This is a genomic window from Thalassospira australica (genome assembly GCF_044790785.1).
Lineage (GTDB): Bacteria > Pseudomonadota > Alphaproteobacteria > Rhodospirillales > Thalassospiraceae > Thalassospira > Thalassospira australica_A.
Genome location: NZ_CP085258.1, coordinates 2,589,462 through 2,607,607, shown reverse-complemented (window position 1 = coordinate 2,607,607; position 18,146 = coordinate 2,589,462). Strand labels below are relative to the sequence as shown.

Sequence of the window (18,146 nt, the reverse complement as noted above, 5' to 3'; positions counted from 1 at the left end):
ATTACCCCTCCTTTCCCGAAGCCTGAATGAATGTCGCCAGATTGCGCACCGATGCAAAATGGGTTTTGACATCTTCGTTTTTGGCATCGATCCGGACATCATATTTTTTCTGGATTGCAACGCCAAGTTCAAGGGCATCAATGGAATCAAGGCCCAGCCCGTCGACAAACAGGGCTTCTTCGCTGTCGATATCCTCGACACTTATGTCTTCGAGATTAAGTGTCTCGATAATGAAGGCTTTAAGTTCTGTTTCCAGCGAAGTCATGCGTCAGTCTATCCAGATAATAATCCTTGATGATCCGGGTCAGCAAACGCGCCTGTCTGGCGCGGCTTAGTGTCGGATCAGCAATGTCCCCAAATGATAGCGGTGCATCGACCACGAGGCGAAAACGGATTTTCGACGGCGGAATGCGATACCACGGTACCCCCTTTTTCAGGGTATCGTGATTACAGTGCACAACCACAGGAATCAAGTCGACTTGTGTTTCTATCGCGATATTCGCTACCCCGCGTTGCAATTGGCCCAGTTTGCGGCGGCTGGGGGTGCGCGTACCTTCGGGGAAAATCAGGATACACGCACCGGCCGAAAGATGATCGCGCGCCTGCGATATCAGGTTTTTCGGGTCATCATTGTTGCGAATGAAACCGGCCGCGCGCACCACACCGGCCATGAACGGATTGCGAAACAGTTGATGTTTGACCACACACTGGCAGCGATCCATCTGCGCCAAAATCATCACGACATCAAGTAATGTCGGGTGATTGGCGATGATCAGTGCGCCGCGTGCGGAACGCAGGCGTTCGATATTTTCGGTCTGGGCGACGGCAACCCCGGTGACATCAAGCATCCAGACAAAGACGCGAAAACCGCGACAGATGACAAACTGGGCATATTGGCGGCGTTTGGCGCGGTCGCGCAGGATGATCATCATGGCGGGGAAAATGGTGATGGCCATCAAAAGCCCGCCCAACCCGAAGAATAAAAAGGCAAAGCCGGTCGCCAGCAACCGCCAGTACCAGTTAACGCCCCTTGATAGCCGTGCCGGGATACCGTGTTTATCAGCCATGCGGTTGCATTGCCCAGCCGCCGGATTTCCCCGGCAGGTTCAACCCGGTTTTTGACGGTGTGCCAAGGCAGGCGGCGATGGCGCGGGCCTGTCGGTGGGGCTGGACGGCGGGATCATGATCGGCGATCGGATCGAACCGGAACATTTCGCCTTCCGGCTCAGTCGGTTGATCAAACCGGATGGCAAGGGCGGTGCCGGAAATGTCGTCGGGGTCGTTATCGTCGTAAATATCGGGCAGCGGCAGATCAACATAGCACAGGATGACCGGGCCATCCTCGCTTGTGAGTTGGCATAATGTTTCGGTGAGGGCGGCGATCAGGCTGTCATTTCCAGCCGAAATGGCGGTGTGGCTTTGGGTGATCGACCAGTTGATCGAGGCAACCCCGACCAGCGCGTTATGCACCGACATGCTGAAATCGGCGGGGGAGAGGGTTTCGTTGGTCGCGACCTGATGGAGGAGTTTCAGGGTTCGATCAATATTGCCGTGGCGCGAGGCAAAAACGATATGCGGGTTGTCGCCATCACGGATGGTATGGCCCAGCACCTCGGCAGCGGCGCGGCCATAGAGGTCAAGACGCCGCCGCCAGGCAGGTTTGAGGCTGCGCGCCAGATTGGCATTGTTCATACCGTCAATCGGGACGGCGATGTGCCCGGATGCGCCGGATTTCAGAACCGCGTGTTCGTCGCGGTCTTCCCAAAACGCCCAGTGCGAAATTCTGGCGTGCAGCAAACTCATATCCAAACCTAGTTGGCGAGGGCGGCCTTTGCCGATACCTCGCGCAAGATATCCTGTCGCAGATTGTTGACCCAGCGATTGTAATTGTAATGGATCGAAGTCCCATCATAATTCAGGTTGGTGCTGTCGACATAGGAAATCGAAAATTCGGACTGATCGAAATCGATTTCGACCTTGGCAAGGTGGTCACGCGGGGAATAGGTCGCGATCAGTTCGCCGTCGGCTTTACGCTGAACAATCCATTCGCGTTCACCGGCGGCCTTGATGATGCTTTCTTCGATCTGTGCCATGCTGAGCTTTGCCGCATCAGCCGGGAAGGGCTGACTCGTGACATTCTGAACCGGGGCGGTGCGGCATGCGGCAACAACAAGTGCCAGCAAACCGACGACTGCAAATTTCAAACTGCGCATATCCAACCTGCCTTTTGTTGATATTATTTCTGTAATCGACAAGGATCATCTGCCCGAACCGGGCAAGGTATATCAGGTTTAATGAACTTACCGCCAACCGCACAACCAAAACTTGCCGGGTATATGAAAAATTCCGCTATTTTCAATGTTCAAAGCGCCTTTGACGGCACCGTTTTTTGGTGCTGGTGGCGGATGGATGATTTGCAGGGTGACCGGGCGAAACGGCGGCGGCAAAGTTCTGCACGCGGGTGGCAGATGCTGGGTGATCTTGGACGGTATATGTGGCCCGATATTGCGGGTGAGGCGGCATATGAAACCGTGCGGCAAAGTTCGGGTCAGCCGGGCTTGATCATCGATGGTGTGACCCATTGTGCGAGCATCAGTCACAGCCGCGATCTTGTGGCGGTGGCGATAGCCAAAGACCCGGATGCCATGATCGGCATCGATATCGAGTATCGCGATCCGAGCCGTGATATCGAGGCATTGTCGCGCTGGCTGTTTGACGGGGATGCGAAGGGCGGGGATTTTTATCAGGGCTGGTGCGATTACGAGGCGGCATTCAAGGCGACGGGCGAAACCGACCCGCAGGCACAGGCACAGGCCACATTGATTGCGATTGAAACCATGGATGGGTTTTCCGGCGCGCTGGCGCGTTTAGCGGCTTGAAATTGCGCGATAATATTGCGACAGGTAAAGCAGTCGGCAATTGGGGACGGAAAGAAACATGACGCAAAATGTCTGGGTCGGTCAGAGCATCACGGCGGGGACGCGGTTGCGGCTGTTCTGTTTTCCGTTTGCCGGGGGCGGGGCATTGGCCTATCGGCCGTGGCTGACACAATTCCCCGATGACATCGATGTGGTGCCGGTCAATTTGCCGGGGCGCGAACAGCGGTTTGGCGATCCGGTGATTGATGATCTTTCGGATATGGTTGCGGCGGTGGCCGAGGGATTAAAGCCGGTTATGGATCGGCCATTTGCGTTTTTCGGTTATTCGATGGGGGCGCTGATTTCCCATCATCTGGCGTGTCATTTGCAACAGGCGGGGATGGCAACGCCGGTTCATCTGTTTGTTGCGGCACGGCGCGGGCCGAATGTGGCCGGGCATCGGGCGCCGTTACATCATCTGTCGTCAGAGGATTTCTGGCAGGGGATTGCCAATTATGGCGGGACGCCCAGCGAAATTCTGGAAAATGCGGAATATCGCGCGTTGTTTGAACCCGGCCTTCGGGCGGATTTCAGATTGTCGGAAACCGCGGTGTCGACCGGACTGCCACGGCTTTCCTGCCCGATTACCGCCTTTGGCGGGGCAGATGACCCGAACCCGGTGCCCGACGAATTGGACGACTGGGCCGTGGCAACCACGGGTGATTTTGCCAAGCATGTTTTGCCCGGCGGGCATTTTTTCCTGCGCAATGCCGGGGATGACATCGTGCGCGTGGTCGGGGATGCGCTGATGGTGGCGTGACGGATCAGGCGGAGGTGGTTTGACGCCCGTCGACAAATTCGCCGTCGCGGACGTGATAGATGGTATCGGCGGTGTCAAACCAGCGGTCATCATGGGTCACGCAGATGATGATCTTGCCCTGCTTGCGCAAGGACGGCAGGATTTTTTCATAGAAGACCGAGCGGAAATGCGGGTCCTGATCGGCGGCCCATTCATCAAGGACAAGAACCGGCTTTTCTTCGAGCAGGGCCGCGATCAGGGCAAGGCGTTTGCGTTGCCCCTGTGACAGCGACGTCGTTGAAAAGGCATTGTCATCCAGTTCGACCTTGTCATTGATTTCCATCTGTTTAAGCAGGGTTTCAACCCGTTTGGGATCGATATCATCCATGCCGTACAGTTCGCGAAACAGGTGATAGTCCGAGAGCACGGTCGCGAAATGATCGCGATAAAGCTGCAAGGCGTCGGTCGGGAGCGGGCAGTCATTGACCATGATCGAACCGCTTGCCGCCGGGCGAAGGCCGGTCAGAACGGCGATGATGGTTGATTTGCCAGCCCCGTTGCCGCCGGTGATAAAGGTGATTTCGCCCTTTTTGAAGGTGGCATTGATCGGGCCGACGGCAAAGCCGGGGCTATCGGTCGTGCCGGGATAGGCGAAACGAACGTCGCGCAGGCTGATTTCGGCGATATTGCCAAGGGCACCGCGCAATTTATCAAGGGTTTCGGGCGATGACGTGCCGTTGGTGGCCTCTTGGGCATGTTGGGCGTCAAGGGCGTCTTCGAGCTGGTGATCGATATCATTGATCTTGCGGAGCGCCACATCGGAATCGGTGAAGCTGGGGACAGAGGCAACCACGGCCCCGATCGGGCCGATCATGAACAGGGCCGCGGTCGTGGTTTGCACGGCAACGTCATGATAATCCGATGTGAAGATCGGAACGATGAATACCATTGCCGCCATCATCCCGTAGAAGGCCAACTGGATCAGGGCGAATTCACGCGACCATTGGGCCTTGACCACGGATTTGGTGTCGCGCGCGCGGATGGAACGGTCATTGAGTGCGCCGAGCAGCGCATCGCGACGCCGACTGTTCATTTTGACTTCCTTGAAGCCGTGCAACAGATCGGTCAGGCCACCAAAAAGCAGGTTTTCATCATCAATCGCGTCACGGGTGGCGGCGTTGATTTTACGCATGCGTTGCAGATGGATGGTTGAAACCACAACGGCCAGAACGGAAATCATCACAAAGGCAAAGGTCGACAGCCATGCGAGATAGGCCGCGACACAGATGATCAGGACCACCTGCTGCACGCCGTTCAGCATCAGGGGCAGGGCGGCCGATACGGTTTGCATTTCCTGGGTGAGTGCGGTTTGAACCGCGCCCTGTCCGACCTTGGCCAGCGTATCGGGAGCGGCATTTCGCACACGGTCAAACAGGCTGAGGCGGAGTTGATGGAGGATGTGTTCCACCTCGGCGGCGATCATGTCGCTGGATTTTTTCTGGGCCCAGATATAGCCGATCAGCGACAGGGCCATCAGGCCGAGATAGCGCATGCTGGCCACGCCGTCTTCGGCCTGTTCGGCGGCCAGATTGACGATGATCAGCACCATGGTGGTGGCAATCGATGCCAGCGACAGCAGGCCAACGGCATGCCGCAGATCGATGCGGGTTCTGGATCGCAGAAGATCAATGAGCAGCATGATCAGATCCTTCCACGCGGGTCGTTGCGGTCGAGTTCGTGCAGGGTGCCGGATTCAAGGTGCAGGCGGCGGTCGGCGGCATCGAAATAATGGTCGTCATGGGTGACGGCGATGATGGTTGTGCCGCGTGCTTTGATCTGTGGCAGGATTTCGTAATAAAACTTTTTACGGAAATAGGGGTCCTGATCGGCGGCCCATTCATCGAGAACAAGGATCGGGCGATGTTCGAGAATGGCGGTGATCAGGCCAAGCCGTTTGCGTTGCCCGGCCGACAGGGCGATGGAAACAAATTTGCCGTCGCGAATACCCGTCACGTGGGACAGTTCAAATAGGTTGAGCCAGTAATCTGCTTCGTCGGGATCAATTTCAGCCGATCCGTGCAATTCCGAAAACAGATGGAAATCGGAAAACACGGTGGCGATTTTATCGCGGAAGGAGGCGATATTTTGCGCGCCAAGCTGGATATCGTCAAACCGGATGGCACCCGATACCGGGCGATAAAGAGCGGTCAGAAGTTTGATCAGGGTGGATTTGCCTGCCCCGTTGCCGCCGGTGATGAAAATCAGTTCGCCCTTTTTAACCGCAAGGCTGATCGGGCCAAGAACAAAGCCGTGGCGCGGGTCGCGGTTGGGATAGGTAAAGCAGACGTCATCAAACGCGATGTTCGTAAATGTATCGGGCAGCTTTGTGCCGTTTTCGTCAATCGGTTCGGCAATTTCGTCCAGATCCTTTGACAGCGTGACCATGCGCGCGGCGGCCTGTTCCGCCGACCCCAGAACCGCCATTGCCTGCACCACGGTGCTGATCGGGCCGATCATGAACAGGACGGCGGTGCTGACCTTGGAAACCGTGGAGCCGAAATTATCGGTATAGACCGGCACGATAAAGACGATCACCGCCAGCAGGACATAAAAGGCGGTCATGCCCATGATCATCTGACGGAACATCAGGCTGTGGGTTTCCGCCGTGATCTGTTCCTTTTGCAGCGAATTTTCCGAAAAGGCATTGAAAAGGGTGCTGCTGCGCGATGACCACATGCGGACTTCGCGGATGCCCGAAAACAGATCAGCGACCTTGCCAAACAGGCTGGTTTCGGCGAGATGGAGTTTGCCAAACCACATGCCGAGCTGTTTGCCCATGCGCAGGTAAATGACAATCCCGGCCCCGATCACCAGCACGATCAGGAAAAAGGCCAGCGTGGAGAGCCAGAAGACATAGATCATGACCGCAACCACCAGCAGAAGGGAGCGGAACGACATGCCGATCATGTGCGAGTTCTGCGAAATGACCTGAGTGCTTTGGGTGATGCTGTCAAACAGGCGGGCCTGTCCGAAGGTTTCAAGCCGGGCAAAGTCGGCACGGGCGATCTGATCCAGCAGTTTTCGCCGCACCTTGTCGATGCCCTGTTCGATCTGGGTCGAGATGTTGGCAAGCAGGAAAACCTCGGCGAGGAAATAGACCACGGCAAGGGCAATAAAGCCGCCCGCCAGAAGCCAGTCAACCCGGTCAACACCGTCATCGGCAATGCCTTCGGCGGCGGCATTGACCAGACCCAGCAGAACCGCACTGCCCGCACCCGATAGCCCGCCGGCAAGTGCAAGCCGGGCCATCAGTCTGTTATCCCCCCAAGACAACAGTTCGAGCAATTTCATTTGTTTGCAGTCCCCATAGAACCCGATGTGGTCATTGTACGCGACTGTACCGGTGCCCGGCAGGGCTGTCCAGTCGCTGTCCAGTTGGGGGCATAACCGAAAGCCTTTTTCGCGTCGAAAGAATTCAGATATTTGTACGGTATGGCAGCGGAATAGGGCCTTCGCTGTTGATCACGAGCACGTTGGTTTGGGCATTCAGGCCAAAACGGGTGCGAAGATCGTGGTTTTTTGCCACATGCCACAGCCCGGCGATGCCTGCAATGCCGGTATCCCATGTTTCAAGCGGGGCGTCGCCGTTGATCCCGGCGGAAAGCGTGTTTTGGACCAGCAGGGCGACGTCATCGTCAATCGCGATGCTATGGGTGGATACTTCGCGCAGGATTTCAAACGCCGGGAGACTCGGTTTGCCACAGGACAGTCCGATCATGCGGGTCAGGAGCTTGCCCGGCACCGATGTCAGTTCGCCGGTTGCAAGGCTTTGCTGAATGCAGGCGGCGTTTGTTGCCTCGACCGTGCAGACATTCGGTTTCTGGCCGCTTTCATGCCAAAGGCCGATGGCGCAACCTGCTGCCATGCCGCCCACCCCGCATTGCAGGAAAACATGATCCGGGGTGATGTTTTCAGCCCGGAGCTGCCGGGCGCATTCGATGCCGAGAACCGCATAACCCGCCATGATGTCGCGTGTGACGTCGAGCGCATGGCCATAGTCGGTATCGGTGATCAGAAGGACGTCGGGTGATTGTGCGGCATTTTCGGCGGCAAGAACCGCATCGTCATAGGTGCCATCCACCCGGACGATTTCAGCCCCGTTATCGGTGATGCGGGCAATGCGGGCCTGATCGACCTCTGTGCCGACATAGATCCGCGCATGACAGCCGAATTTTTGGGCCGCCCATGCCACGGCAAGGCCGTGATTGCCATCGGTTGCGGCAACGGCGGTATAGCCCGCGCACATGGGGCTTCCGGGTGTCAGGCCGCGTTTTAAAAGCTGCTGTTTCAGGCCATAGGGCGCGCCAAGCGCCTTGACCCCGCCAAGGCCGAACCGTTTGCTTTCATCCTTGACCCAGACAGTGCCAAGACCCAGTTCGCGGGCAAGACCCGTTGCCCGGATCAGCGGGCTTTGGCGATATTCCGGCCAGGAGGATATCAGGTCGAAAGCCTGATAAATATCTTTACGCCCGGGATCAGGGGCGATGATGGACGTCATCGTCTTCTCCGAAATCTGGCCGTGGTCCGGTTTTCTGTTATGTATCCTTGTGGTTTATGAGGGTCGTATGATGTTGCGTCAAACACAATCTGAATATTGTTCGTTGTGTTAAATCGCTGAGAATAGGGATATTAATTCATCTTCGCTCTCGACGGGCTTCCCGATGATCCTTTAGAATGCGGCGATTGGTTCATCACTAACGATTGAGTGGACGGTTTTGCGTTTTGAGATCGGCATGAGAACGATTGCGACCGGTATGCTGGCGATGATGTTGTCAGCGGTGTCTGCTGTTGCCTATGCGCAGAGCGGTACTGTTGCCGAGGACGCAAATGCCGATATGTCGCCGGTTGACGTCCTGCCCGATATCAATGTCGACACATATGACGATGCCATCATTGATCCGGCAATATCCAATCCCGATCTGATCGACGGCCTGATTTACAAGCCCGATGCCATTCCGTTGTCGCAGTACCGTCGCCGGGCAACCGACCCGGAAAGTCTGGCGGCGTTGAGCAACATCGATGAGATTGCCGGGGACGGCAAGACCGAGAGATCCTATTACGCGGCGATTTACAGCGGCAGCACGAGCGGCGTGTATTTCAAGGTCGCAGCCCAGATTTGCGAGATGATGAGCCGTACCTTTGAACGCCATCGCGTGCATTGCGTGCCGTTGCGATCCCAGGGAGTTGGCAGCAATATCCGCCTGATGAAGGAAGGGCGGGTGCAGCTTGCCATCGTGCAGTCGAACAATAACTGGGAAGCGCAGAAAGGCATTGCGCCGATCCCCGGTGCGCGGTCGGTAATGTCGCTGCATGATGAAATGGGGCTGCTGGTTGTGCGCGATGATTCCGACATTGAATCGGTTGCCGATTTGCGCGGCAAACGCATCAATATCGGGCCGGAAGGATCGGCATCGCGGGAATTGTGGCTTGAACTTCTGTCGCGCTACAACATCACGGTTGATGATCTTGATACCGTTTACGGCGTTGCGCAGGATTATAACGAGCTTGGCATCTGCGAGAATTATATCGATGCGTTCGGTCTTTGGATCGGGCATCCGGCGACCCTGATTGAAGATACGCTTGGCTGCGGGGCGCGGGTTGTTGGCATGGGCGGGCCTTTGACCGATGAAATGGTCAAGGCAAACCAGTATTTCTTTAATCAGGTTTTGCCAGCGAAAACATATAGCGCGCAGGAAGAAGCGATTTCATCCTATGGCTTCAAGGCGTCCCTGATTGCCTATGAACCGGCTGATCCATATGTGGTGTACTGGATCACGCGGATCGTTCATGAAAATATCGACCGGATGAAGGAAACATATCCGACATTCCGGAGTGTGGTTGCCGACGATATGTTTGAAAAGGGCAATTTCCTGCCGTTCCATAAGGGGGCGGCATGTTATTGGGAAACCGATGCGCATGCCTGCGACTGGCAACCCTATTATCAGCAGGCCGACCCGAAAGGGCCGCGCAAATGGAATTATACCTATCAGCAATAAGCCGCGTTATTAGGCGGATATAGCCGGAACCCAGCCGATGCGCGGTGCCGTGCCGTGGGTTGATGATTGGCAAAGCGGGCCGATAAATCCGTCATCAAGCAATTTCCGACAGGTCGCAAGATCGTCACTGGCGCACCAGATTGCGGTATCGGGTGCGGACGGGAATTTTGCATCCTGATCGGGGCCGATATCCCGGCGCAGCAGAAAACGGTTTCCACCAAATTTTGCGATCAACCCATGAATGGTAAGGCCGGTTGAGACCGTGCTGATCAGGCTTGCGAAATTGGTTGGTGCGACGGTGCTGAGAACGATGGTGCGCCCGCTTTTTCGGGCGATTTCGATGCGGTATTCGACCATTCTGCGTTGCCATCCCCGTCCGCGCCATTGCGGATCAACCGCGACCCCGTCGATATGGGCGACCTTGCGAAGCTGATCTGGGGGCAGGTGATGGTCGGTGCCGAAATTCGGATCGGTTTCGCGCGGCAATCCCAGCACGCAATAGGCCATCAGACGGTCCCCGTCAAAGGCCCCAAAGATTTGCCCGCAGGCATCCAGATGATCGGCAAAGAACTGATCGGTTTCGGTGGCGGCATTACCCGGCGGCAGGTCCGCAATCACCCTGTGATGCAGGGCGATGATGGCCGGAAGATGGGAAGGGCCAAGCCGGGTCAGTTGGGTCATTCGATGACTTCCGCGTAATCGAGCAGCGACAGGGGCGGATAGAGTTTCAGTTTGCGCGCCGATGACAGCCGGATCAGATAAGAAAACCGGTCAAGCGTTTCGACCGGGATATCGGCCGGCGATATGCCATCAATCAGAATTTGTTCGACCTTGCTGGCGGCGAGACGGCCGACAAGTTCATAGCGGCTGACAAGGCCCAGCATGGCGTGACCGTCGCGGACTTCAAGTTCGGTCGCGCTAAACGCAGCAAGCCCGTTGGCAAAACCGGCATCGGTCAGGGTGTCGCGATAATTGCCGATGAAATTGTCGGGGCCGATATACAGGATATCGGCACCCTTGCGCGCCAGTTCGGCAACCGCAGGGGCAATGTCATCGGGGGACGGTTCGCCGTCGGTACCAAGGGTGGCGGCCAGAACCTCGAACCCCATTTCGCGGCCGAGTTCAGTCAGATCGGCGACGTTGGAAACGGAATTATCCTCGCGGCTGTTATAGACCACCCCGAGTTTATCCATCGGGCGATAGGCACGGATGGCGTTGATCTGGGCGGCAAGCGGGGCGATGTGGGCGGCCCCGGTGACATTGGGGCGGCTTTGGCCCACGGGGGCGGCGATGCCGGTTTTCCACGGCGATGAAACCATTACATAAACCACCGGAAGATCGGTGATGTTGTGCGCCGGATCAACGGCATCGTATTTGCCGACGACAGAAGATGTGATGCCGGTGCCCCATGTGTAAACCAGATCGGGCGGGTCTTTGCGGATCTGATCGATGATGGCGGGCACGCGCGACAGATCACGCGCAACGTCATAAATGGTCAGGTCGACCGGGATGCTGTTTTCATCGAAATAGGCGCGAAATCCCTGTTCGACATTGGTTTCACCGCGCCACAGGATCATGGCGATTTTCAGCGGGTCCTTTGAGGATTGCGCATATGCAGTTGGCAAGAACGCCACGCCGACCATGCCGAGTGCGAGGATCAGGGCCGCGAGAATACCAGACAGGCGTGACGCCGGGGGACGGGGGAATGTCATTTTTTCCCTCCCTGCTCTTTTTGGTCGGCTGGAACATGACCGATCAGAAGTTCGAAGCACATAACCGAGACGGCGGCAAAAGCCCCGAAAATCAGGACGGCATGTGTGGTTCCGACCAGAAGGGTCAAACCGGCGGCTAGCAACGGACCTGCCGCCCCGCCCAGCCGTTCGGCCAGACGCAGGACCGCAAGGACCGGGCCGGTGCCGTGATCCTTGGTGAAATCCTTGCTGAGTTTCAGACTGGCGGAGAGCTGTGCGGGGATTGAGGTGGCCTGTGCCAGACCAAGCAGGGCAACCGCCACCGCAAACAGCGCATATTCCGGAAGCCAGCCCGCCAGCAACAACCCGGCGGCGGTCAACCCGCCGCCAATGCCGACCGCACGGGTTTCATTCTGGTTCTTGTCGGTCCATTTTGCCGCGGCCCAGCCGGTCAGGATGGCGACCAGACCGTAAAGCATGATCACCCGCCCGGTTTCAGCCGTGGTGGCACCCGATTGCAGCAAGATCATCGGGGTCAGGTAATATAAAAAGCCGCTGAGGATCAGTTTGGCGGGAATGGCGGCAAACAGGATCAGCACCTGCAAACGGCGATTGCCGAGCATGGCACGAAGGGCGGCTTTGGTCGGGATCGGCGGCGGGGTTTTGCCGCGCACCATATTGTCCATAAGGAAGAAGGCCAGAAGGACGGCGAGAAAGGCAATGGTCGCACCGGCGATAAAGGTCATGTCCGGGCCGAAATGACCGGCGACAATCCCGCCGATGGCCGGGCCGCAGATATCGGCCAGCATGATGCCACTGACCATCATGGCCGTACCCTGTGTGCGGTTGCTGTCATTGGTGGCATCAAGGACATAGGACTGACAAGCGACAAAGGTGGTGGCATAACCGATCCCCGATAATGCGCGCCATAGCACAAGGTCCCAGATGCCAACGGCAAAGGCGGTGCCGATCAGGCCAAGTGTCGCCAGAAACGCGCCGCACAGATACATGCGCAATGATCCGACCTGTTCCTGAAACAGGCTGCAGATCGGCATGGCAAGGGCGATCATCAGAAGATGCACCGCCATGACCACACCGGCACCAAGCTGCCCATCGATGCTGTGGGATGTGACCTGGCTAAAGAAGGCAGGCATGATCGGGCGGGCCAGTTCTTCGGCCAGAACGAACATGAAGGCCAGCATGCGAACCCCGATCAGCTTTACCTCGCGTTCGCGTTGAGGATGTGTGCCGACCTTTTGGGCGGTGGTGTTGATCATGGAATTGATGCGTTCCATGAACTGGCCGATTTCGTCATGCGTACTTTGGCCATGCAGCAGGGTGAATTTGCGGTCGCGCACATTGCCCAGAACCTTGCGCGCAACCCGCACCGGCAGGGCGACATTGACGGTCAGCACCAGCAACATCAGTTCAAACGACAGGGCGAGCGTAATGATGAAAATGATCGCAATGTCATAAAGATTGTCGGTGACCGGGCGCATCAGGGCGGCACGGGCATGACCAAGGACAACCTCGATATCGTCGCGCCCCTCGGCTTGGGGGAGGCCCAGACGGGTCACGATATAGGGGGTGTCGTTCCCCGACGGGGCCTTCAGGGCGGTGGCGATTTCATCGGATGGCAGGCCGCCTGCATGCAGTATTTCGCCGCCCTTGTCAGCAATGGCTGCAAAAACCAGATCGGGATCTCCGTCGCGAAGCTGATAGACGACGGCTTCGAAGCCGACAATCTCGCGCAGCGGAATGCCCAGATTCAGGGCGTTTTCGATTTTTTCGCCAAGAACCCGTGCCTCGATCCCGGCTTTTTCGCGGATTTCGGTTTGCAGATCTGCGCGCGCCAGCTCGGCGGCCCGCCATGAAATCCCGACCAGCGCGATGCAAAGCGAGATTGTGCTGAACAGCAGCAGAATCCAGATGGTGCCCTTGGGGAAAAGGCGGCTTCGGATATTCCCGCCATGTGGGGGTGTGTGACCGGATGCGGCGGGACGGGGTTTGGTTTTCGGGTTGGCAGAGAGGGTCATTTTTTTGTCTCCGCCGGGGTTTTTGATACGCGAGCGGTGCTGTCTTTGTCAGAGTCATGAGGTAACTGATCGCGAATTTCACGGTAAAGGGCGATCAGTTCGATTTCGCTTTCGGTCAGGACATCGCCGTCATGGGGGCGGATATTGGGGGCTTCGCCCGCGACCGCGCGTGCCAGATCTTCGTGCAGTTCTTCGAAAACGCGATGACGACGACGCATCAGAATGAACAGGACGCCAAGGATGGGAACGATCATGCCCATGCCAAGGGCGGCGGATTTCCACATTTCAGATAGGGCATTGGCAAGTTTGGCTTCGGAGGCCTGGGCGCTTGCGGTGATGACGACCTGACCGGTGCATTGGCCAAGGCTGTCGCGCAGAACCTGCCCGGCGGTGGCGATGCCCGGTGCGAAATCGATCCACTGATCACGGGGCTGTTGCGATATCGCGGCCCCGGAGCCGACCTTGTCATCAGCGGACCGGGCGGCGTTGCTGATGATCGTGCCGTCGCAGTCCAGAACGGCGACATTGCGGATATCGTTGGACATATCCAGACGCCGGTTCAGGATTGATTGCAGATTTTCCATGTTTTCCAGCCGCAAACCCAGATCGATCCCCGCAAGGATATCCTGACTGGTTTCATTGAGGATCACGGTCATGCGCTGTGACAGAAGAGTGTGCAGCGTCTGGTCGAATCGCAGATAGTTCAGGACCGTGGTCATGCTCAGTGCGCTTGCAAGCACAAGAAAAAGGGCCAGCCCGATCTTGGTAGACAGCTTCAAAACGTGTCTCCGGCGACATATATTTTCAAATCATGATCCTGTTAAGCCGGTTATATCCTCAGAAACCGGCTTTCACAAACCATATGGTTGATTGCATCGGGAGTTGGGTCAAGGCTGTATAAAACCTTGATTCGGTTTGCAGTGCTGATAGTTAGCGATTATGATTTGGCACGGGACAATAAACCGGGGGACGTTATGGGGGCTGAAACGCTTGAAGTGCTGAAGCGGCGCAAACAGCACCGGCTTGCAAGTGGTGTTGTGCAACGCAATACACTATGGGCCGCCACGACCGGCTTTGTTCCGATCCCTGTTGTCGATTCTGCGGCGACGGTTGCCGTGCAGCTTAAAATGCTGGCGGAACTGAGCGATGTTTATGGCGTCGAATTCAACAAAAGCAGCGGCAAATCGGTGATTGCGGCCTTAACGGCGTGCATTACCAGTGGTGTTTTGGGGCGGGCTCTTTTGGGAACCGGGATATTTTCCAACCTTGCCAAGGTGATGCCGATTGTCGGATCGACACTGAGCATTGTGACGATGCCGGGTTTCAATGCGGCATTTACCTATGCGCTTGGCCGGGTTTTCCAGCAGCATTATGCCGCGGGCGGCACATTAACGAACTTTGATGCCAAAAAGGCGGAGGCCGAGTTTCGTCAGAAATTCAAGGATGGCCTGAAATTCGAACGGGACGGAAAAACGGCGTAAAGAATGCGTAATCGCGCAATAACAGGAATTCGGGTGGCGAAACGATGCATTTGATTTTGATTGTAATTTATCTGCTGGCCTGCATTGTTTGCGGCATGCTTGGGCGCAAAACGTCGTTCGGGTTTCTGGGCCATTTCCTGCTGGCGATTGTCATTACCCCGATTGGTGATTTTCTGGTTCAGATCGTCGCGCGCCCGTCGCGGGAGCTTCGTGAAAAGCTTAAAGACCTTGACTATGAATAAGATGATGGCTGAGGGGCGATCAGCATGCGCCATGATACACCCGACGACGAGATGATGAATGGTTGATAGCGCGACAGTCGCACCCGGAGCACCAGACGAAAACGCAACTGCCCGCAAAAGAGGGCGGTGGTCGATCTTTTGGCGGCGCTTTTTCATCAGCGCAGGGGAACGCCTGCGGCGTTTGCGCACGGCATTTCTGATCGGGATTCTGTTTTTGCTGATCGCGATTTTCGCGTTGGCACCGCAGATTTTCATTACCGTGCCTGCCGGGCATGTTGCGGTGATGTGGTACCGGTTCTTTGGCGGGACGGTGGTTGATCAAAGTTACGGTGAAGGCATTCACATGATCTTCCCGTGGGATGAAATGTATGTCTATGACGCGCGTCTGCAAAATCAGGCGCGGGTTTACGACACCATTTCATCAAACGGTCTGTCGATGGAAGTCGATATCGCGGTGCGTTATCGGATCAATCGCGAAGCGGTCGGGATGCTGCACAAGCTGGTCGGGCCGAATTATGCGGAAATCCTTGTCTATCCGGAAATCGGATCGCACGCGCGTGAATTGATTTCGCGCTATACCCCCGAACAGCTTTATACCGAAACCCGTGCCTTCATTCAGGCCGAAATTCTTGAACGCATGGTCAACGAGCTGGGGTCGTCGCTGGTTAATCAGAGTTTTCAGGGGCGGCTGGTAACGGTTGAGGATGTTCTGATCCGGTCAGTTATTCTGCCGGAACGCGTTGCGGATGCCATTGAACGCAAGGCCGAACAATATCAGGCGATGCTGGAATATGATTTCCGTCTTGCGCGTGAGGAAAAGGAAAAGCAGCGCAAGAAAATCGAGGCGGAAGGTATTCGTGAATTTCAGGATATCGTTGCCAAAACGATTACCGAGGAATATCTGCGCCTGCGCGGTATCGAAGCCACCATGACGCTTGCGACATCGAAAAACAGCAAGACGATCATCATTGGCGGCAAGGACGGCCTGCCCGTGATCCTTAATACTGCGGATGCACCGACGGCCAGCAGCCCGGATTCAGATTCTGGTGCGGAGCTTGTGAACGATACCGAGGAAAGCCTGCCGAATGCGGGGGCGGTGAATGCGCGTTCGCAGGAAGTGGCACCGCAAAATGCGATTTCGCCCGGGATCCGCGAACCGGTCGATCCGGCGGGCAAACGCCAACGACCGGCCGGGGCAAACAGGAACGCACCGGCAAATTCTGACCCGCTTCCGATTACGCCCCTGATGAAGCCGGCGGCCCCGACAGAAGGCGGGGCGGAGGGCGCTTCGTCTTCGGGCAAGACGGCAGAAGATGTTTTGAAATCGGTCGCCTCGTCGTTTGACCGGTCCGGCGGAGACGGGGACGGTATTGTAAAACAGAGCGACATGGAACCGACCGCGACACATGAGAGTGCGGGGCAGCCTGAAATTTCAAAAACCGGTAGCAAATAAAGGGTGTTACACATTGCTACTTTCGGTTAGTTCAGGTAAAGTTGAAGAATAAGTTTTGCGTGCAGATCATCAACTTACAGGTAGAAATTCAAGAGGCGATAATGAGCGAAGCAGAAACCATCGAAGAGACTGAAGAACTGGCCGTCGCGAAAGCGGATGAAATTCGTGCCCAGTCCCGTGACTGCATCCATCGTCATAGCGTTTATGCTGCGGTTGGTGGTCTTGTCCCGATCCCGTTCCTTGAAATGGCCACCAGCAGCACCATCCAGGTGCGGATGCTTGCAAAGCTTTGTGACATTTATGGTGTTCCGTTCTCTGAGAATGCGATCAAGAGTTCGATTTCGACCCTGGTTGCAACGGTTCTGCCGATGACCGGTGTCGGTTATGCAACGGCGGCGCTGGTGCGCAAGGTTCCGGTTGTTGGCACGATCTTTGGTGTTGTCGCCATGCCGACCTTTGCCGGTGCCTGCACCTATGCGCTGGGTCGTGTTTTCGCGTGGCACTTTGCCAAGGGCGGAACGGTTGAGGATTTCGACGCCGATGAAATGAAGGGTCGTTTCAAGGACGAATTCGAAGACGGCAAACGCAAGGCGTCCGAATTTGTCAAAGGCGGCAAAACCACGGCCAAACCGGCAGCGGGTGCAACGACCGCCAAAGCCTGATTGATCATCGGGTTTTCAGACCGTATTTCGAGAATGCCCAAAGCGTGCTTTGGGCATTCTTTTTTTATCTGTTTTTGATGACGCACAGAAGGCCACCCGGATGTCCCCGATCACAACCCATAGCCTTATGTTCCAGCGCCCGAAAGGCACTGGAACATATGCACCATCCGATATCCTGCACGCGGTGTTGGCGGTTCTTGATCTGGAGGGGCTGGATGATGCCGGGTGCAACAAACTGGCAGAAAACCAGTTACATCCGGCGGAAAAGAGTCGACTGGCAAGTTTCCGGCATGATCGTCGCCGTAAAAGTTTTATCTGCGGGCGACTGGCGGCGAAGGCGGCATTGAAGGCGTATTTTCCGGGGATCGATCCGCAATCGATTGAAATCGGATCGGGGGTTTTTGATCAGCCGATTATTGCTGGCGGCGGGGACGATGTTCAGGGCATGTCGGTTTCGCTGTCGCATTCGGATCGGTTTGCGGTTGCCCTTGTGTTTCATCGTGCCCATCCATTGGGGATTGATGTCGACCTGCCGACGATGAAGGATGTGCCCGCGATTCTGGACGGAATTGCGCCCGATGTGCGGAAGATGTTCAGGAGCATTGATCTTGACGATCATGGGGTCGCTTGCCTGCTTTGGGTGGCGCGCGAAAGCCTTGCCAAGACCATCACCACGGGGATGATGACGCCGCTTGAGCTTTATGCGCCGTCATCGATTGAGCGCAAGGGCCTTGGTTTTGAGGTGCGGTATGCCAATTTTGGCCAGTATCGCACGATCATCTGGCCGGGTGTGCAGGGGTGGCTTGGCCTGACACTGCCGGATCAAACGGAGTTCGATCCGGCAAGCCTGTCCTGGGCCTGAGTTTTC

General features: G+C 56.5%; 19 protein-coding genes. 8 read left to right on the top strand and 11 right to left on the bottom strand.

From position 1 onward, the window contains the following. Position 1: 1 nt before the first annotated feature. From LG297_RS12310 to LG297_RS12295, 4 genes are read right to left on the bottom strand one after another with little or no spacing between them, the layout of a single operon-like run. Complete coding sequence (locus LG297_RS12310; protein ID WP_404420636.1) at positions 2-265, bottom strand: phosphopantetheine-binding protein; 264 nt, start codon at positions 263-265, stop codon at positions 2-4. Beyond that, positions 240-1,067: a lysophospholipid acyltransferase family protein gene (locus tag LG297_RS12305; protein ID WP_404420634.1), complete on the bottom strand. Its 828-nt coding sequence runs from the start codon at positions 1,065-1,067 to the stop codon at positions 240-242. The genes LG297_RS12310 and LG297_RS12305 overlap by 26 nt, the downstream gene beginning before the upstream one ends. Next, positions 1,060-1,803, bottom strand: a complete 744-nt coding sequence (locus LG297_RS12300) for a beta-ketoacyl synthase chain length factor (RefSeq protein ID WP_404420632.1) — start codon at positions 1,801-1,803, stop codon at positions 1,060-1,062. Before LG297_RS12300 ends, LG297_RS12305 begins: the two co-directional genes overlap by 8 nt. 8 nt (positions 1,804-1,811) lie before the next feature. Further along, positions 1,812-2,213, bottom strand: a complete 402-nt coding sequence (locus tag LG297_RS12295) for a hypothetical protein (RefSeq protein ID WP_404420630.1) — start codon at positions 2,211-2,213, stop codon at positions 1,812-1,814. An 81-nt stretch (positions 2,214-2,294) separates the two neighbouring features. On the opposite strand from LG297_RS12295, the gene LG297_RS12290 reads away from it, so the two are divergent. Both LG297_RS12290 and LG297_RS12285 read left to right on the top strand, forming a co-directional pair. Next, a complete protein-coding gene (locus LG297_RS12290; protein ID WP_404420628.1) occupies positions 2,295-2,879 on the top strand; it encodes a 4'-phosphopantetheinyl transferase family protein in 585 nt (194 codons plus the stop codon). 58 nt (positions 2,880-2,937) lie between these two features. After that, a complete protein-coding gene (locus tag LG297_RS12285) occupies positions 2,938-3,678 on the top strand; it encodes a thioesterase II family protein (RefSeq protein WP_404420626.1) in 741 nt (246 codons plus the stop codon). 4 nt (positions 3,679-3,682) lie between these two features. Here the strand turns inward: LG297_RS12285 and LG297_RS12280 are convergent, their stop codons facing one another. The 3 genes from LG297_RS12280 to LG297_RS12270 all read right to left on the bottom strand — a co-directional run bounded on the left by LG297_RS12280 (position 3,683) and on the right by LG297_RS12270 (position 8,215). After that, positions 3,683-5,356: a cyclic peptide export ABC transporter gene (locus LG297_RS12280; RefSeq protein ID WP_404420624.1), complete on the bottom strand. Its 1,674-nt coding sequence runs from the start codon at positions 5,354-5,356 to the stop codon at positions 3,683-3,685. A gap of 2 nt (positions 5,357-5,358) precedes the next feature. Continuing rightward, positions 5,359-7,008, bottom strand: coding sequence for a cyclic peptide export ABC transporter (locus tag LG297_RS12275; RefSeq protein WP_404420622.1), 1,650 nt, complete (start codon positions 7,006-7,008; stop codon positions 5,359-5,361). 124 nt (positions 7,009-7,132) lie between these two features. Next, positions 7,133-8,215 carry a diaminopropionate ammonia-lyase gene (locus tag LG297_RS12270; protein WP_404420620.1) on the bottom strand — a complete coding sequence of 361 codons (1,083 nt, stop codon included), beginning with the start codon at positions 8,213-8,215 and terminating at the stop codon, positions 7,133-7,135. Positions 8,216-8,450: 235 nt separating this feature from the next. Between LG297_RS12270 and LG297_RS12265 the strand changes: the two genes are divergently transcribed. After that, entirely contained in the window at positions 8,451-9,713 is a 1,263-nt protein-coding gene (locus tag LG297_RS12265; protein WP_404420618.1) for a TAXI family TRAP transporter solute-binding subunit, read from the top strand. Positions 9,714-9,722: 9 nt separating this feature from the next. Here the strand turns inward: LG297_RS12265 and LG297_RS12260 are convergent, their stop codons facing one another. The 4 genes from LG297_RS12260 to LG297_RS12245 are packed head-to-tail and all read right to left on the bottom strand — an operon-like array spanning position 9,723 to position 14,219. Further along, complete coding sequence (locus LG297_RS12260; protein ID WP_404420616.1) at positions 9,723-10,394, bottom strand: GNAT family N-acetyltransferase; 672 nt, start codon at positions 10,392-10,394, stop codon at positions 9,723-9,725. Further along, the gene (locus tag LG297_RS12255; protein WP_404420614.1) at positions 10,391-11,425 is read right to left on the bottom strand and encodes an ABC transporter substrate-binding protein; all 1,035 of its coding nucleotides are present in this window, start codon (positions 11,423-11,425) and stop codon (positions 10,391-10,393) included. Before LG297_RS12255 ends, LG297_RS12260 begins: the two co-directional genes overlap by 4 nt. Next, positions 11,422-13,440 (bottom strand): MFS transporter, encoded by a 2,019-nt coding sequence (locus LG297_RS12250; RefSeq protein ID WP_404420612.1) that lies wholly within the window; start codon positions 13,438-13,440, stop codon positions 11,422-11,424. The genes LG297_RS12255 and LG297_RS12250 overlap by 4 nt, the downstream gene beginning before the upstream one ends. Further along, positions 13,437-14,219, bottom strand: a complete 783-nt coding sequence (locus LG297_RS12245; protein ID WP_404420610.1) for a hypothetical protein — start codon at positions 14,217-14,219, stop codon at positions 13,437-13,439. The genes LG297_RS12250 and LG297_RS12245 overlap by 4 nt, the downstream gene beginning before the upstream one ends. Positions 14,220-14,384: 165 nt before the next feature. On the opposite strand from LG297_RS12245, the gene LG297_RS12240 reads away from it, so the two are divergent. The 5 genes from LG297_RS12240 (at position 14,385) to LG297_RS12220 (ending at position 18,140) form a co-directional block, all read left to right on the top strand. After that, complete coding sequence (locus LG297_RS12240) at positions 14,385-14,921, top strand: YcjF family protein (protein ID WP_404420608.1); 537 nt, start codon at positions 14,385-14,387, stop codon at positions 14,919-14,921. Between the two features lie 44 nt (positions 14,922-14,965). Next, a complete protein-coding gene (locus tag LG297_RS12235; RefSeq protein WP_404420606.1) occupies positions 14,966-15,163 on the top strand; it encodes a hypothetical protein in 198 nt (65 codons plus the stop codon). 58 nt (positions 15,164-15,221) lie between these two features. Beyond that, complete coding sequence (locus tag LG297_RS12230; RefSeq protein WP_404420604.1) at positions 15,222-16,616, top strand: prohibitin family protein; 1,395 nt, start codon at positions 15,222-15,224, stop codon at positions 16,614-16,616. A gap of 101 nt (positions 16,617-16,717) precedes the next feature. Continuing rightward, positions 16,718-17,278, top strand: a complete 561-nt coding sequence (locus LG297_RS12225; RefSeq protein ID WP_404420602.1) for a YcjF family protein — start codon at positions 16,718-16,720, stop codon at positions 17,276-17,278. 100 nt (positions 17,279-17,378) lie between these two features. After that, a complete protein-coding gene (locus tag LG297_RS12220; RefSeq protein ID WP_404420600.1) occupies positions 17,379-18,140 on the top strand; it encodes a 4'-phosphopantetheinyl transferase family protein in 762 nt (253 codons plus the stop codon). Positions 18,141-18,146: the final 6 nt, after the last annotated feature.

Coding starts and splice junctions, on each gene's coding strand:
- LG297_RS12310 (WP_404420636.1), bottom strand. CDS start 265: ATGACTTCGCTGGAAACAGAACTTAAAGCCTTCATTATCGAGACACTT.
- LG297_RS12305 (WP_404420634.1), bottom strand. CDS start 1,067: ATGGCTGATAAACACGGTATCCCGGCACGGCTATCAAGGGGCGTTAAC.
- LG297_RS12300 (WP_404420632.1), bottom strand. CDS start 1,803: ATGAGTTTGCTGCACGCCAGAATTTCGCACTGGGCGTTTTGGGAAGAC.
- LG297_RS12295 (WP_404420630.1), bottom strand. CDS start 2,213: ATGCGCAGTTTGAAATTTGCAGTCGTCGGTTTGCTGGCACTTGTTGTT.
- LG297_RS12290 (WP_404420628.1), top strand. CDS start 2,295: ATGAACTTACCGCCAACCGCACAACCAAAACTTGCCGGGTATATGAAA.
- LG297_RS12285 (WP_404420626.1), top strand. CDS start 2,938: ATGACGCAAAATGTCTGGGTCGGTCAGAGCATCACGGCGGGGACGCGG.
- LG297_RS12280 (WP_404420624.1), bottom strand. CDS start 5,356: ATGCTGCTCATTGATCTTCTGCGATCCAGAACCCGCATCGATCTGCGG.
- LG297_RS12275 (WP_404420622.1), bottom strand. CDS start 7,008: ATGAAATTGCTCGAACTGTTGTCTTGGGGGGATAACAGACTGATGGCC.
- LG297_RS12270 (WP_404420620.1), bottom strand. CDS start 8,215: ATGACGTCCATCATCGCCCCTGATCCCGGGCGTAAAGATATTTATCAG.
- LG297_RS12265 (WP_404420618.1), top strand. CDS start 8,451: ATGAGAACGATTGCGACCGGTATGCTGGCGATGATGTTGTCAGCGGTG.
- LG297_RS12260 (WP_404420616.1), bottom strand. CDS start 10,394: ATGACCCAACTGACCCGGCTTGGCCCTTCCCATCTTCCGGCCATCATC.
- LG297_RS12255 (WP_404420614.1), bottom strand. CDS start 11,425: ATGACATTCCCCCGTCCCCCGGCGTCACGCCTGTCTGGTATTCTCGCG.
- LG297_RS12250 (WP_404420612.1), bottom strand. CDS start 13,440: ATGACCCTCTCTGCCAACCCGAAAACCAAACCCCGTCCCGCCGCATCC.
- LG297_RS12235 (WP_404420606.1), top strand. CDS start 14,966: ATGCATTTGATTTTGATTGTAATTTATCTGCTGGCCTGCATTGTTTGC.
- LG297_RS12230 (WP_404420604.1), top strand. CDS start 15,222: ATGGTTGATAGCGCGACAGTCGCACCCGGAGCACCAGACGAAAACGCA.
- LG297_RS12225 (WP_404420602.1), top strand. CDS start 16,718: ATGAGCGAAGCAGAAACCATCGAAGAGACTGAAGAACTGGCCGTCGCG.
- LG297_RS12220 (WP_404420600.1), top strand. CDS start 17,379: ATGTCCCCGATCACAACCCATAGCCTTATGTTCCAGCGCCCGAAAGGC.